The sequence below is a fragment of the Paenibacillus sp. FSL P4-0113 genome, assembly GCF_038009305.1.
GTDB lineage: Bacteria > Bacillota > Bacilli > Paenibacillales > Paenibacillaceae > Paenibacillus > Paenibacillus polymyxa_D.
Genome location: NZ_JBBPAZ010000001.1, coordinates 15,195 through 29,402 on the forward strand (window position 1 = coordinate 15,195; position 14,208 = coordinate 29,402).

The window sequence follows — 14,208 nt, forward strand, 5'->3', positions numbered from 1 at the left end:
ATGGGTATTTTGGTGCAAAAATTTGGAGGAACCTCGCTTTCCACACCTGAAGCACGTAAACTTGTGTTGGCACATGTGAAGAGGGAGCTGGAACAAAATCTTCAATTGGTTGTTGTTGTGTCGGCCATGGGGAGAAAAGGAGAGCCTTATGCCACCGACACGCTGCTGGATTGGGCGGTGTCTAACGGCGACAGTCTGCCAAAGCGCGAACGGGATTTATTGCTGTGCTGTGGTGAAATTATTTCTGCTGCTACATTATGCAGCCTGATGGAGAAGGAAGGTATTCCTGCTACAGTGCTAACTGGGGCACAGGCGGGCTTTATTACGGATGATCAATACGGCAATGCTCGTATTTTGGATATAAAGCCAGACCGTGTTGTTGAAGAGTTGAACCAAGGCAGAGTTGTCATTGTGACAGGTTTTCAGGGACAAACAGCAGACGGTGATATGACTACCTTGGGTCGGGGAGGCAGCGATACGTCAGCTACTGCTCTAGGTGCTGCTCTACATGCGGATATGGTTGATATTTATACGGATGTGAATGGTATATTGACCGCCGATCCGCGCATTGTGGAAAACGCAAAGCCGCTTACACATGTTAGCTATACGGAGATTTGTAATATGGCTCATCAGGGAGCAAAGGTTATCCATCCTCGTGCTGTTGAAATCGCCATGCAGGCTAATATCCCGGTCCGTGTTCGCTCTACCTTCTCCGAAGGAGAAGGTACGTTAGTTACCCATCCGGAAGGCTTTAAAGACGTGCAGGCAGACATCGTAGACCGTTTCGTGACCGGTATTGCGTATGTTGGCAATGTCACTCAGATTAATGTTGAATTAAAGCCGGGTATGGAGCACTTGCAATTACAAGTGTTCAAATCTATGGCTGAACATGGAATCAGCGTTGATTTTATTAATGTAACGCCATCGGGGGCAGTTTATACTGTGTTCGATTATGATGGAAGCAAAGCGGTTGAAGTATTGAACGGGTTGGGTCTAGAACCTAAGATACTGGCCGGATGTGCTAAAGTTTCTGTCATAGGCGGTGGTATCAACGGGGTACCGGGCATTATGGCGACGATTGTGGAGGCATTGGCAGAATCAGACGTACAGATCCTTCAATCCGCAGATTCCAACACGACGATCTGGGTACTTGTTAAAAAAGAAGATATGGTGCAGGCTGTACGCGCATTGCATAATAAATTTGAACTCCATCAATAGGTGCATGGTCCGTGCTCGGATTTGCAAAAAGGAGGCAGCATGGTGAACTTCGGCAGATTGATTACCGCGATGGTGACACCTTTTGATCAGCAAGGAGAGATTGACTGGACTGCATTGTCCTCGTTGATTGATTATTTAATAGAAGAACAGCATTCAGAGTCACTTGTTGTATCTGGAACAACAGGAGAGTCTCCTACCCTGAGCGATGATGAGAAAATCAAGTTGTTTGCTTTTGTTGTAGAAAAAGCAGCTGGACGATGTAAAATTATTGCCGGGACTGGCAGCAACAATACGCGTCACTCCATTCATCTTACCCGTGCCGCGGAGCAGGCAGGAGCAGATGGTGTTCTACTGGTAGTGCCATATTATAATAAACCGAATCAGGAAGGGATGTATCAGCATTTCGAAAGTATTGCAAACTCCACATCCCTTCCAGCTATACTGTATAATGTTCCAAGCCGTACTGGAGCGAGTCTAACAGCTGAAACAACGCTGCGTCTTGCACAAATTCCAAATATTGTGGGAACCAAAGAATGTGCATCACTTGCGCAGGTTACACAGATTGCAGCGGCAGCGCCAGAGGGTTTTCTGGTTTATTCCGGGGATGATGCTTCTGGGTTGCCTGCTATGGCTGTAGGTGCTTATGGTATTATCAGCGTAGCGAGCCATGTGGTAGGTGCTGAAATGAAGCAGATGATCGATTCACTTGTAGGAGGACACTCTCAGGAGGCAGCAAAGTTGCATCAGCAGTTGTTCCCGATTTTCAAGGGTTTGTTTGGCTGTCCTCATCCTCTGCCTAATCCAGTGGCAGTAAAATATGCATTGGAATTACGGGGGATTAGGGTTGGTTCGGTTCGGTTGCCGCTCATTCCTCCAACTGAGGATGAAGCGGAATTTATTAAGAAATTATTTACCCGCTAAAGACAAATAGGAATGTAGGATATTAATTAATACTAAGGAGTAACCTTGTTAAGGGCAGTCGGTAGGTACAAAACCGATAGAGTTTATTGTCTGACAAGGTCCTCCAGCATGAAGGACGTTCTTATAGGACGTCCTTTTTGCTGTGCTTTTAACCATGCATATAGATAAAATGACAGATACTAATGGTTTGAGACGGCAATGGGAAACCTAGCGTAACGAACAGGATGACTTGTTTTTTCGTATTTTAATCATGTATAATGGGGTCAAGTGACTGGGTGCGGTATTTTTTTGAAAATTAAATAACAAATCAAGGTACGACGTCCAACTACCATAGGAGGTTTAGATTCATTTGTCTAAAAAAACAAACAACGATAAATTGATGATTTTCGCTTTGGGCGGCGTCGGTGAAATCGGGAAAAATATGTATGTCGTTCAATACGGCAATGACATTGTCGTGGTGGATTCCGGTCTGAAATTCCCGGAAGAGGACATGCTGGGCATTGATATCGTTATTCCTGATATTTCCTACCTTACAGAGAACCGCGACAAAGTAAGAGGCATTGTGCTGACTCATGGTCACGAGGACCATATCGGCGGTTTGCCTTACGTGTTGAAACATTTGAATGTACCAGTATATGGTACCAAATTGACGCTGGGATTGGTGGAAAACAAGCTGAAGGAAGCGAATCTGCTTGGTGAAACCAAACGTATTTTGATCAATGCTGATTCCGAAATCAAGCTGGGTTCCACACTAAAAGCAACCTTCTTCAGAACCAACCATAGTATTCCGGATTCTGTAGGTGTATGTATTGATACTCCTGAAGGCGCTGTTGTTCATACAGGTGACTTCAAATTTGACCATACTCCGGTGAACGGACAATATGCAGATTTGCAGCGTATGGCTGAAATTGGCACACGTGGCGTACTGGCTCTTTTGTCAGACAGTACGAATGCCGAGAAACCGGGCTTTACACCTTCGGAAAAGAGCGTTGGTATTGTGCTGGAAGACATTTTCCGCAAGTCGAGACAGCGTGTGGTCGTAGCCACTTTTGCTTCTAACGTACATCGTATTCAGCAGGTAATTAATGCTGCTGAAGCAACGGGACGTAAAGTAACAGTTATTGGTCGAAGCATGGTTAATGTCGTAGGCATTGCTTCGGACTTGGGCTATTTGGAAATTCCGGATGGAATGCTGATCGAGCCTGAAGAAGTTGGCAAAATGTCAGCGGACCGTGTAGTTATTCTCTGCACAGGCAGTCAGGGCGAACCGATGTCCGCTTTGACAAGAATGGCTCGTTCCACACATCGAAAGGTTGACATTCTTCCAGGGGATTCAGTCATCATTGCAGCTACTCCGGTACCGGGTAATGAAAAATACGTTGGACGCACAATTGATGAACTGTTCCGTCTGGGTGCCAATGTATATTACAGCGCAGCTAATCCAGGTATTCACGTTTCTGGACACGGAAGCCAGGAAGAACTTAAGCTGATGCTGAATCTGATGAAACCAAAGTTCTTCTTGCCAATTCATGGTGAGTTCAGAATGCAACGTCGTCACGCCCTTCTTGCTGAAGGCGTAGGTATTGAGCCTGAAAATATTTTCATCACGGATATCGGTGAAGTCATTGAAATTCAGAATGGCGGAGCACGCAGAGCTGGTAAAGTTACAGCAGGTAACGTACTGATCGATGGACTAGGCGTAGGGGATGTAGGAAATATCGTATTGCGCGACCGTAAATTGCTGTCACAGGACGGTATTTTGGTGGTGGTTGTCACGCTGAGCAAGCAAGACGGAACGATTAAATCGGGTCCAGATATCATTTCCCGCGGTTTCGTTTATGTCCGTGAATCGGAAGGTTTGCTTGATGAAGCGAATCGTATTGTCTCAAGTACACTGCATAAGCTCATGAGTGAAAATGTAAATGAATGGGCTTCCCTCAAGACAAATGTCAAGGATGCACTGGGTCGCTTCTTGTATGAGCAAACTCGTCGCAGACCGATGATCCTGCCAATTATAATGGAAGTGTGATTCAATTGAAATTTGTTCAAAAACCTGAATTAAAAACTTAAGTCACAGGCACACAGTCGCCTCTCTTCCCGCAGGAAATATTGGACGGTTTCCGCGGAAGGAGAGGCTTTTTTGATTTTTCGGGGTAAGGAAAAGCATGGGGGTAGGTATAAAATATTCCATTTACATCCCATACTATAGGGTGACTACGGGTCATATAGATGCGTAAAGCGAAAGGAAGATCACCCATATGGAACAATACAGCAATCTATCATCTGGCAACGAGGAAACGGAAACGCCAGATCAACCAGAAATTGGGCAAAGACCCGCGTTACCTGCTATGGAGGCTTTGCAGCAACTGGGTCAAACCTCCATGCCTGGAGGCGAGTCCAATATTTTTTGCATGACGATTATCGGTCAGATTGAAGGGCATCTCATTTTACCGCCTCAAAACAAAACGACAAAATATGAGCACATTATTCCCCAACTGGTAGCGGCAGAACAAAATCCTCGTATCGAAGGATTAATGATTTTGCTGAATACAGTTGGTGGTGATGTAGAGGCAGGACTGGCTATTGCTGAAATGATCGCATCGATGAGTAAACCAACGGTGACCATTGTGATAGGCGGGGGGCACAGCATCGGTGTGCCGATTGCTGTGTCTTCCACTTATTCCTACATTGCGGAGAGTGCGACGATGACCATTCATCCTATTCGTATGAGCGGACTGGTCATTGGAGTCCCACAGACTTTTGAATATATGGAAAAAATGCAGGAGCGTGTCGTACGCTTTGTCGTTTCTCATTCTCGTATTACAGAAGAGCAGTTTAAGGAATTGATGTTTAAAACCGGTGAGTTAAACCGCGATATTGGTACAGCGGTTGGGGGAGCCGATGCAGTGAAGTATGGATTGATGGACGCGGTTGGAGGGATCGGAGAGGCTTTAAAACAGCTGAACACCATTATTGAAACGCGGCGTCAGCAAAACGGGAACGCTGGGATCCAACAGCAGGCTCCGTATGCTCCTTTTATTCCCAGTGCCACAGGAACTCCTACAGAGACACTGTCAGGGGAGCATAGCGGGGAGCTATCTCAATGACATTATATACTGTAATGCCAATGGAAATGGTGTGGCAAGGGATGTGGAAAGAGGCTGAGGAGCTTGCAGAGGTTCGAGTAGACGGTCTACTTATGCAGGTACAGCCGCTTGAAAGTCGTCGGGGGATCATTGTACGGTTGTTGGACTGCCCGCTGGAAGCCTACCTGAATCCGCGTTATGGACCCGGTCAAGTCATCGAATGGTCGTAGAAGGTGTCGAATAGTATAGAAATCGGTCATTTACTGCTGAAAAAGAACATATGTGCGGATACCGGGTGACGTGGTATAATATTCTTCTGGGGGGTGACCTTGTATGTCCAGAAGAAGAAAAAGAAAAAAGAAAGCCGCATTTGGCGGAGTTCTAAAATTTGAAATTTACGGCATTGTGCTGATTACATTAGCGGTCATTGCGTTGTCGGGTGAAGCGGCAGTTGGTCGGTCGCTATCCAAGATGTTTGGGCTCGTATTGGGGAAATTCTATTTTGTTATCCCTCTGATTGGCATTTATTATGGTCTGATGGTGATGATTCACCGCAAGTGGCCGAACCAGTGGAACTCGCGTAAAACGGGTTTGCTCCTGTTGGTATTTGCCTTTACACTTATGAGTTCTATTTCATCTATGGAGCAGCGTTTGGGGCCGATCAACGCGCTTCAGCCGGGCGGAGTGATGACCCAGATACATATAGATATGCGCGAGCAGTTGCTGTCGCCTGATCAGCAGGGCCATTCCTCAATGCTGAACAAGGATATCAGCGGGGGTTACGTAGGCGCGTTGCAGCTTACTGTTCTGTTGTGGCTGTTTGGTCTCACGGGAGCTAAACTGATCATGATTGTTATGTTCGTCATTTGTTTCATGCTGATGACCCAACTGTCCTATGTGGATTTGGTGCGGATTGTAAAAACCAAGCTGCTAGCAGCTGGGGGAAGTGTGCGCAAAAAATGGACTGGTAAAGCTACTCCGCTTTCGGCATCTAGCAAAGGTAATGGAAATAGAAAGATCAAGTCTGAGCCGATTCCTGCCTATGAGGAAGACATGGATGATGACTTTGACGAAATGCAGCCTCCTGCACGCAAACAACCGATTTTCTTTCAGTTGTTTGGTCTTAAGAATTCAGATAAAGCGGACAAGGAAGAGCATTCCGTCGATGAGGATGATCATGATTTTCCATATGAAGCTGAGGACGCGCAGGCCCAGTGGAGAAACGGCAACCAGAGTGAAGAGGTGTCTGACGTAGTCGAACACGCTGAGCAGGAAGCTGCAATTCCGGTAAAAAGGTCGCCGATTATTAGGGATTTCTTCGAACAAGTAAAGCATGAGGAAAGAAGAACGGAAGCTGAATTTGGAGAGTCCCTGACAGGGGCAGAGCAGACGACTTCCGTTATTGACGAACCCCTGGATGATGACTTTGTGGGTGCCAATGCGAATAAGGATATGGATGATTCGACTACGATCCAGGGGACATTAGAAGGTGCTCAGGGACAAGCTCAGACGATTGCAACTGGGGTGGCAGGCGAAGAGGTTGAAGGTACCCATACAGCTATCCCGGCTCAACCGCCGCCTAAACCGTACAAGCTACCATCGTTTCGTTTGCTTGCTAAACCACAAAATGCAGGCAAAGGTATGGGACAAAAGGATTATATGCAAACGGCACGCAAACTGGAAGCAACGCTGGAAAGCTTCGGTGTGCGGGCGAAGGTGCTGGAGGTTGTCCGTGGCCCTGCCGTAACACGTTATGAAATTCAGCCGGACATTGGAGTGAAGGTCAGCCGTATTGTGAGTCTGACGGATGACATTGCGCTTGCGCTTGCTGCCAAAGATATCCGTATGGAGGCTCCAATTCCTGGAAAATCTGCTATCGGAATTGAGGTTCCGAATAATGAAGTTTCCATTGTAACGATGCGTGAGGTAATGGAGACAACCGTTTTCCAGGAGTCAGCTTCCAGCTTGTCTATTGCATTCGGACGTGATATTGCAGGACAGACGATTGTCGGTAATTTGGCCAAGATGCCCCATCTTCTTGTAGCTGGGGCAACAGGTTCGGGTAAATCAGTGTGTATCAATGGGATCATCACGAGTATTTTGTACAAAGCAAAGCCGGATGAGGTCAAATTTTTGATGGTCGATCCTAAAATGGTGGAGTTGAACGTGTACAACGGAATCCCGCATTTGTTGGCTCCGGTCGTGACTGATCCAAAGCGTGCCTCACTTGCATTGAAGAAAATTGTAGTTGAAATGGAAAAAAGGTATGAGTTATTTTCCAAATCAGGAACCCGTAATATTGAGGGATACAATAATTTGATGAAAGATAACCCGGATGCATTTCTGCCTTACATCGTCGTTATTGTGGACGAGTTGGCAGATTTAATGATGGTAGCTGCGGGAGATGTGGAGGATGCGATTGCACGACTTGCCCAAATGGCGCGTGCAGCAGGCATCCACCTTATCATTGCAACGCAAAGACCTTCGGTTGACGTAATTACCGGGGTAATTAAAGCCAATATTCCTTCACGTATTGCCTTCGGCGTTTCCTCGCAGGTAGATTCCCGTACTATATTGGATATGGGTGGAGCCGAGAAGCTGCTCGGACGTGGTGATATGCTGTTCATGCCAATGGGTGCTTCTAAACCAGTCCGCGTTCAGGGAGCGTTCATGAGCGATCAAGAAGTCGAAAATATTGTTAACTATGTACGTGAACAGGGTGAAGCGCAGTATGATGAGACGCTAGTGCCGGAGGTGGAAGAGGTATCGGCTGATGCAGATGAAATGCTGGATGAGCTGTACGATCAGGCTGTCAACATCATTTTAGAGGCTAAACAAGCTTCCGTTTCGCTCCTTCAGCGCCGTATGCGGATCGGTTATACACGTGCTGCTCGACTGATTGACTCCATGGAAGCTCGCGGAGTCATCGGCCCTTACGAGGGCAGCAAGCCCCGTGAGGTTCTTATCTCAATGGAGCAATATCAGCAAAATAAAGTTAGTTCCTAAGCATTATCTCTATCCAGCACTACATTAAAACGCTGTTCGTTCGCAAGGTAGTTGTTCTAAAATGACAACTCCAAGTGTACAAACAGCGTTTTTTTGTGATGTTTTTTTGAGGTGTGGCGACTACCTGCTGAAAGAAGATTAAAAGGGTGAATAGCTTTAAGCGGAGCTTGTCATAATAAACGTAGCCATCCTGTTAATCCCACAAAAGAAAGGTAGAGCGCAGCATATGAAAAAGACAATGGTCTGGATTTGCACGGGTATCCTCGCAGCCTCGGCTATTACGTACACAGGACTTTTTAAAAATGACTCTGCACAGCAGCAAGCAGAGTCGCTCAGCACACAGCAGAAAGTACAAGCGGCGCAACCATCCGAGCCGACATTCAGCTCGGGAGCGGTTGATTTTGGATCTTACGGTCAGGATGTATATGAGTTGCAATCACGTTTGAAGTTGCTGGGCTTTTTTGGCGGGAAAGTGGACAGCCATTTTGGCAGCAGTACACTAAAAGCTGTTAAAGGTTTTCAAAAGGAATTTGGTATCCGTCCCGATGGAGTGGTCGGAGCAAAGACGAAATTAAAGCTGGTGAATGCTACCCCTAACTGGAAGCCAACGGAAACTCCTATGCATCGTAACAATCAAGGTTCCGCTCAGGGACAGACAGCGGGCAATAATGATAAAGCGGATCAAAATGATGAAACAATGGGTTCGGCCAACACCATGGGACTATCTGCAAACGATCTTAAGATTTTGGCTAATGCGGTCTACGGTGAATCCCGTGGCGAGCCCTTTGAAGGGCAGGTTGCCGTGGCGGCGGTTATTTTGAACAGGGTTAAATCACCTAGTTTTCCAAATACACCATCTGGGGTGGTTTTCCAGCCGGGGGCCTTTACAGCTGTAGCAGACGGACAAATCTGGCTTACGCCGAATGAAACTGCACAGAAGGCAGTACGACAGGCGCTGAACGGCTGGGACCCAAGCGGAGGATGTCTCTATTATTTTAATCCAAAAACAGCCACCTCCAAATGGATTTGGACCCGTCCGCAGGTGAAAACCATCGGGGAACATATTTTTTGCATGTAAAACGCCGAAGCAGCCGGGAGCTTGTCTCCGGTTGCTTCTTGGCTTTTGCATGGTTAGAATAAAGATTGGTACACTTTACCTCTTTACAGGAGGACGATTTACAGCAGCTAATGCTAATCAAAGGCTAGACGCCAATTGACGTCACAAAGGAGTTTTGGACTTGAACAAAACAGGTTTCGAGCGTGGCACACGCAGACAACTGAGGATTCATGTACTGCCAACCAAGCGCTTTAAGACGTTTGCTATATCATTGTATGTAGGCACTCCGCTACGGGAGGAAACCGTAACTCGAGTGGGGCTGGTACCTTTCGTTCTGCGCCGGGGTACAGAATCGTATCCGCAGACTACACAATTCAGAGAACAGTTAGAGCAATTGTATGGCGCAGGTTTCGGATTCGATGTGTATAAACGTGGAGATTATCAGATCGTGCAATTTCGCATGGATACGATTAATGACAGCTTTGTAAACAGTCCGGATAGTTTGCTGGATCGTTCGTTTGCTTTCCTTGGAGAAGTGCTGACGAAGCCTGCATTGGAAAATGATGCATTTCAAACTGGATACGTTCAGCAGGAACGAGAAAATGTGCGCAAGAAGCTGGAATCTATAGTTAACGATAAAATACGTTATGCTGGTGAGCGCTGCATGGAGGAAATGTGCAAAGATGAGCCTTATCGTCTGCACCCTCTTGGTCAACGATCTGATCTGGACAGTATAGATGCACAGAGCTTGTATGAGGCTTATGGAGAATGGCTGAATCATGCCAGCATGGATTTATACGTTGTGGGAGATACGACGCTAGAAGAAGTTGAGAAGTTTGTTGATCGCTATTTTCAATTGAACCGTTCAGCGGAAGCAGGGTATGTTCCGGAACAGCCCAAGTCGGTAGAGCGTGATGTTCAAACTGTTGTAGAGCGTCTTGATGTGAACCAGGGCAAGCTCAACATGGGATTGCGGACCCCTATTACGTATGGTGACGATCGCTATGCATCCGCTCTGATGTACAATGGCATTCTGGGCGGGTATCCGCATTCAAAGCTGTTCGTTAATGTAAGGGAAAAGGAAAGTTTGGCGTATTACGCTTCATCGCGATATGACGGGCATAAAGGGATTGGTACGATTCAATCTGGTATTGAAATTCCTAATTATGAAAAAGCGGTTACTATTATCCGCAAGCAACTGGAAGATACGCAAAACGGAGCGATTACTGAGCTGGAAATGACCCAAACGCAGGCGATGATTCGCAACTTGCTGAAGGAGATGCAGGATTCCGCTTTTGAGATGATCGCCTATGATTTTAACAGACAGCTTTCCGGTAAAGAGCGGACGGTAGATGAGCTGCTGAGTCAGGTGGAGGCAGTCAAGGTGCAGGATGTTCAGGATGCCGCCCGGACGTTCCGACTGGACACTATTTATTTCTTGAGAGACCAGAAAGGGGAATAACGGTGGAGCATATACCTTATGAGCATTTGCAGGAAACGCTGTACTATGAAGTAATGGATAACGGCTTACACGTTTATGTGTTGCCCAAACCGGGTTTTCAGAAGACGTACGCCACATTTGCGACTAAATACGGCTCGGTTGATAATCATTTCCGCGTAGAAGGTCAACAGCCCGTAAAGGTGCCGGATGGCATAGCCCATTTTTTGGAGCATAAAATGTTTGAAGAGCCTGAAGGAGATATTTTTGCTACCTTTTCCTCTAATGGTGCATCGGCGAACGCATTTACGAGCTTTGATCAAACCGTATATCTGTTTTCGGCAACTGAGCGTATTCAAGAAAATTTGACCACGCTGGTCAATTTTGTTCAACATCCTTACTTTACAGATGAAAATGTAGAGAAGGAAAAAGGCATTATTGGCCAGGAAATCAATATGTATGAAGATAACCCCGATTGGCGGAGTTACTTTGGTCTGATCGAGGCGTTGTACAAGGTCCATCCGGTGCATATTGATATCGCAGGTACGATTCAATCCATCAGTACGATTACAAAGGAAACGCTGTACAGTTGCTATGAAGCTTTCTACCACCCAAGCAATATGATTCTTTTTGTAGTGGGAGGAGTGGATCCAGCTGAAGTAATAGAGCTGGTACGTAACAATCAGGCCAAAAAGGACTATAAGGCGCAGGGAGAGATTGAGCGGATTTTCGACGATGAACCCACTACAGTTGCAGAACCACGTCGTGAGGTGAAGCTGGCCGTTTCTCTGCCAAAGCTACTGTTTGGATTCAAGGAGGCAGAAGTAGGTTTAACGGGTGAAGAATTGCTTCGTCATGATCTGGAAACCAAGCTGATGCTTGATCTCCTATTTGGTTCCAGTACACAACTGTATCAAAAGCTCTACGATGAGGATCTGATTTCGGACAGTTTTGGCCATGAGTACAATAGTACGCAGCAATATGCATTTTCCGCAATCGGTGGAGATACCAAAGACCCGGATCGGCTGTTGGCGAGAATACGTGAAGAGGTGGAGTCCATCCAGAAGCAGGGCTTCGCAGCAGAACATTTTGAACGGGCACGCAAAAAGAAAATCGGTGGTTATCTGCGTACACTCAATTCACCAGAAAATATTGCGCATGAATTTACAAGACATCGCTTCCGGGGCAGTGATTTTTTCCAACTGCTTCCGGTTTATGAAAGTATTACGCTTGAGGATGTAAATCGCCGTCTGAAAGATCATATCCAGTGGGATCAACTCGCAATATCACTAGTGGTGAGTCCGTAATGTCCAGGGAGAGGGAAACGATGACCACTGAGGGCGGAGAATTAAAAGCGATTGGCGATACAACTGTGCTGATTACAGGAGCGAGTGGCGGAATTGGTGCGGCTATTGCTGAGCGTTTTGCAGCTGTAGGGATGAATGTGGTCATTCACTACATGAAGTCCCATGAAAAAGCAAATGAAGTTGCCCGTCGTTGCATGGCTTATTCGGGCAAGGTTATGACCGTGTCAGCGGATCTGCGGAGCAAGGAGCAGATCGAACGCATGCGGGAAAAGCTGGATAATCACGGGATGAAGCCGGATATTCTTGTGAACAACGCCGGATTATCTCATTATGGGCTGTTGACAGATGTTTCGGAAGAGGAATGGGACGAAGTGATGGCAGTCAATGTTAAGGGAACCTTTCTGTGTACGCAGGTTTTTATGCCACATATGATTTCCCAACGCTATGGCCGCATTGTGAATGTTTCCTCCGTGTGGGGGATATGTGGCGCTTCGTGCGAGGTGTTGTATTCCACCACGAAGGGAGGCATTAACGCTTTCACTAAAGCGCTGGCTCAAGAAGTAGCACCTTCCGGGGTGACAGTGAATGCAGTAGCTCCAGGTGCAGTGAATACGTCGATGCTGGATCATTTAGATGAAGGCGAAATTACCAGTTTGGAAGAAGAAATTCCTGCCGGACGATTGGCTCGACCTGATGAGATATCATCCCTGGTTTATTTTCTTGCGCTTCCTGAGTCAGGTTATATTAATGGCCAGGTCATAAGTCCTAACGGAGGATGGGTGACTTAAGGGAAATAGCGCTTGGAGGAATCCACCAGTATAGTAAGCGTCTGAGAAGAGCATATTACAACTGTTGATTTTAAATCTGAATCATCTAAGGAGGATTTAAGTATGTCAACAGTTGTTCAGAATTTTGATGTTTGGAAAAAGTTCCTCGGTCAGCGTGTAGAGCAAGCGGAGAAGCTGGGAATCAGCCAAGATACCATTTCAGAGCTTGCTTATGAAATCGGTGATTTTCTGGATGAGAAGGTCGATCCAGCCAACCACTCCAACCGCGCATTGAAAGAACTGTGGGGAGTTGCCGATGAGGACGAGCGTCACACCATCGCCCGGCTAATGGTTAAATTGGCCAAGAGCAACGCATAAGTAAGAACCAACATGAAAAGCTCCCTTTTGGGGGCTTTTCTGTAATGGTTACAGAGCTGTTCTTGTAATTCCCTTGTAATTTATATATCATAAACGTGATTGAGGCTTACAACACAATGCAGCCTATCAAATTTCAATAATTGGTTTTGTCGAAAGATGTTATTTTATGATACAATAATGCTTTGATTTGGAGTTGTTGACGGTTTGAATGTGAATGAGGTGCTAACGTGACGGAAGAAACGAAACAGTGGTACATGGAGTACAAGATACATAAAAATCGACCCGGACTGCTGGGAGACATTGCTTCCATGCTTGGTATTCTGGGGGTTAATATACTGACGATCAACGGTGTTGAAGGTGAAAGACGGGGAATGTTGCTTGAAACAGACGATGATGAGAAGATACGTATTCTCGGAGACACGTTAAAAAAAGCGAGCAACATTACAGTCACGGCCTTACGTGCTCCGAGACTGGTTGATATATTGGCAGTAAGACATGGCCGTTACATCGATCGGGATTCGGATGATCGTAAAACATTTCGCTTTACACGCGATGAGCTTGGGTTGCTGGTCGATTTTTTGGGTGAAGTATTAAAGAGGGACGGCAATCAGGTGATCGGTCTTCGCGGGATGCCACGTGTGGGCAAAACGGAATCCATTATTGCCAGTAGTGTATGCGCAATGAAGCGTTGGACTTTTGTATCTTCGACGCTACTAAGACAGACGGTACGCAGTCAGCTCTCTGAAGAAGAAATGAACCCAAACAATGTGTTTATTATTGATGGTATTGTGAGTACAATTCGGTCAAATGAAAGACATTATCACCTGCTTCAGGAAATTATGAGCATGCCAAGTACTAAAGTGATTGAGCATCCTGATGTATTTGTACGTGAGTCGGGATACAGCTTTGACGATTTCAATATCATTATTGAACTTCGCAATAATCCGGCTGAGGAAATTATTTATGATACCTTTACAGCCAGTTATACAGAAGATCTTTAAATAAGCGTAATTACACAAGGAGATGATGA

12 protein-coding genes are annotated in these 14,208 nt (G+C 46.1%); all 12 read left to right on the forward strand.

All coding sequences use genetic code 11. From position 1 onward, the window contains the following. The 12 genes from dapG (at position 1) to MKX46_RS00135 (ending at position 14,179) form a co-directional block, all read left to right on the forward strand. Positions 1-1,218 carry an aspartate kinase gene (gene dapG, locus MKX46_RS00080; RefSeq protein ID WP_069011410.1) on the forward strand — a complete coding sequence of 406 codons (1,218 nt, stop codon included), beginning with the start codon at positions 1-3 and terminating at the stop codon, positions 1,216-1,218. Between the two features lie 39 nt (positions 1,219-1,257). Then, positions 1,258-2,139, forward strand: a complete 882-nt coding sequence (dapA, locus tag MKX46_RS00085) for a 4-hydroxy-tetrahydrodipicolinate synthase (RefSeq protein ID WP_029517033.1) — start codon at positions 1,258-1,260, stop codon at positions 2,137-2,139. Between the two features lie 349 nt (positions 2,140-2,488). Further along, entirely contained in the window at positions 2,489-4,168 is a 1,680-nt protein-coding gene (locus MKX46_RS00090) for a ribonuclease J (protein ID WP_013309942.1), read from the forward strand. A 229-nt stretch (positions 4,169-4,397) separates the two neighbouring features. Further along, positions 4,398-5,246 (forward strand): ClpP family protease, encoded by an 849-nt coding sequence (locus MKX46_RS00095; protein WP_029517034.1) that lies wholly within the window; start codon positions 4,398-4,400, stop codon positions 5,244-5,246. Beyond that, the gene (locus MKX46_RS00100; protein ID WP_023988229.1) at positions 5,243-5,455 is read left to right on the forward strand and encodes a YlzJ-like family protein; all 213 of its coding nucleotides are present in this window, start codon (positions 5,243-5,245) and stop codon (positions 5,453-5,455) included. The genes MKX46_RS00095 and MKX46_RS00100 overlap by 4 nt, the downstream gene beginning before the upstream one ends. Before the next feature lie 103 nt (positions 5,456-5,558). Then, positions 5,559-8,231, forward strand: coding sequence for an FtsK/SpoIIIE family DNA translocase (locus MKX46_RS00105; protein ID WP_029517035.1), 2,673 nt, complete (start codon positions 5,559-5,561; stop codon positions 8,229-8,231). Positions 8,232-8,457: 226 nt separating this feature from the next. Further along, positions 8,458-9,309, forward strand: coding sequence for a spore cortex-lytic enzyme (gene sleB, locus MKX46_RS00110; RefSeq protein WP_029517036.1), 852 nt, complete (start codon positions 8,458-8,460; stop codon positions 9,307-9,309). 160 nt (positions 9,310-9,469) lie between these two features. Next, positions 9,470-10,750: an EF-P 5-aminopentanol modification-associated protein YfmF gene (gene yfmF / locus MKX46_RS00115; protein WP_029517037.1), complete on the forward strand. Its 1,281-nt coding sequence runs from the start codon at positions 9,470-9,472 to the stop codon at positions 10,748-10,750. A gap of 2 nt (positions 10,751-10,752) precedes the next feature. Continuing rightward, positions 10,753-12,033 carry an EF-P 5-aminopentanol modification-associated protein YfmH gene (gene yfmH, locus MKX46_RS00120; RefSeq protein ID WP_029517038.1) on the forward strand — a complete coding sequence of 427 codons (1,281 nt, stop codon included), beginning with the start codon at positions 10,753-10,755 and terminating at the stop codon, positions 12,031-12,033. A gap of 20 nt (positions 12,034-12,053) precedes the next feature. Next, positions 12,054-12,821, forward strand: coding sequence for an elongation factor P 5-aminopentanone reductase (gene ymfI, locus MKX46_RS00125; RefSeq protein ID WP_029517039.1), 768 nt, complete (start codon positions 12,054-12,056; stop codon positions 12,819-12,821). Between the two features lie 102 nt (positions 12,822-12,923). After that, positions 12,924-13,178, forward strand: a complete 255-nt coding sequence (locus MKX46_RS00130; protein ID WP_013309950.1) for a DUF3243 domain-containing protein — start codon at positions 12,924-12,926, stop codon at positions 13,176-13,178. Between the two features lie 227 nt (positions 13,179-13,405). Next, on the forward strand, positions 13,406-14,179 hold the full coding sequence (locus tag MKX46_RS00135) for a DUF3388 domain-containing protein (RefSeq protein WP_013370747.1): 774 nt from the start codon (positions 13,406-13,408) through the stop codon (positions 14,177-14,179). Positions 14,180-14,208 lie beyond the last annotated feature (29 nt).

Coding starts and splice junctions, on each gene's coding strand:
- MKX46_RS00100 (WP_023988229.1), top strand. CDS start 5,243: ATGACATTATATACTGTAATGCCAATGGAAATGGTGTGGCAAGGGATG.
- dapG (WP_069011410.1), top strand. CDS start 1: ATGGGTATTTTGGTGCAAAAATTTGGAGGAACCTCGCTTTCCACACCT.
- dapA (WP_029517033.1), top strand. CDS start 1,258: ATGGTGAACTTCGGCAGATTGATTACCGCGATGGTGACACCTTTTGAT.
- ymfI (WP_029517039.1), top strand. CDS start 12,054: ATGACCACTGAGGGCGGAGAATTAAAAGCGATTGGCGATACAACTGTG.
- MKX46_RS00130 (WP_013309950.1), top strand. CDS start 12,924: ATGTCAACAGTTGTTCAGAATTTTGATGTTTGGAAAAAGTTCCTCGGT.
- MKX46_RS00095 (WP_029517034.1), top strand. CDS start 4,398: ATGGAACAATACAGCAATCTATCATCTGGCAACGAGGAAACGGAAACG.
- MKX46_RS00105 (WP_029517035.1), top strand. CDS start 5,559: ATGTCCAGAAGAAGAAAAAGAAAAAAGAAAGCCGCATTTGGCGGAGTT.
- sleB (WP_029517036.1), top strand. CDS start 8,458: ATGAAAAAGACAATGGTCTGGATTTGCACGGGTATCCTCGCAGCCTCG.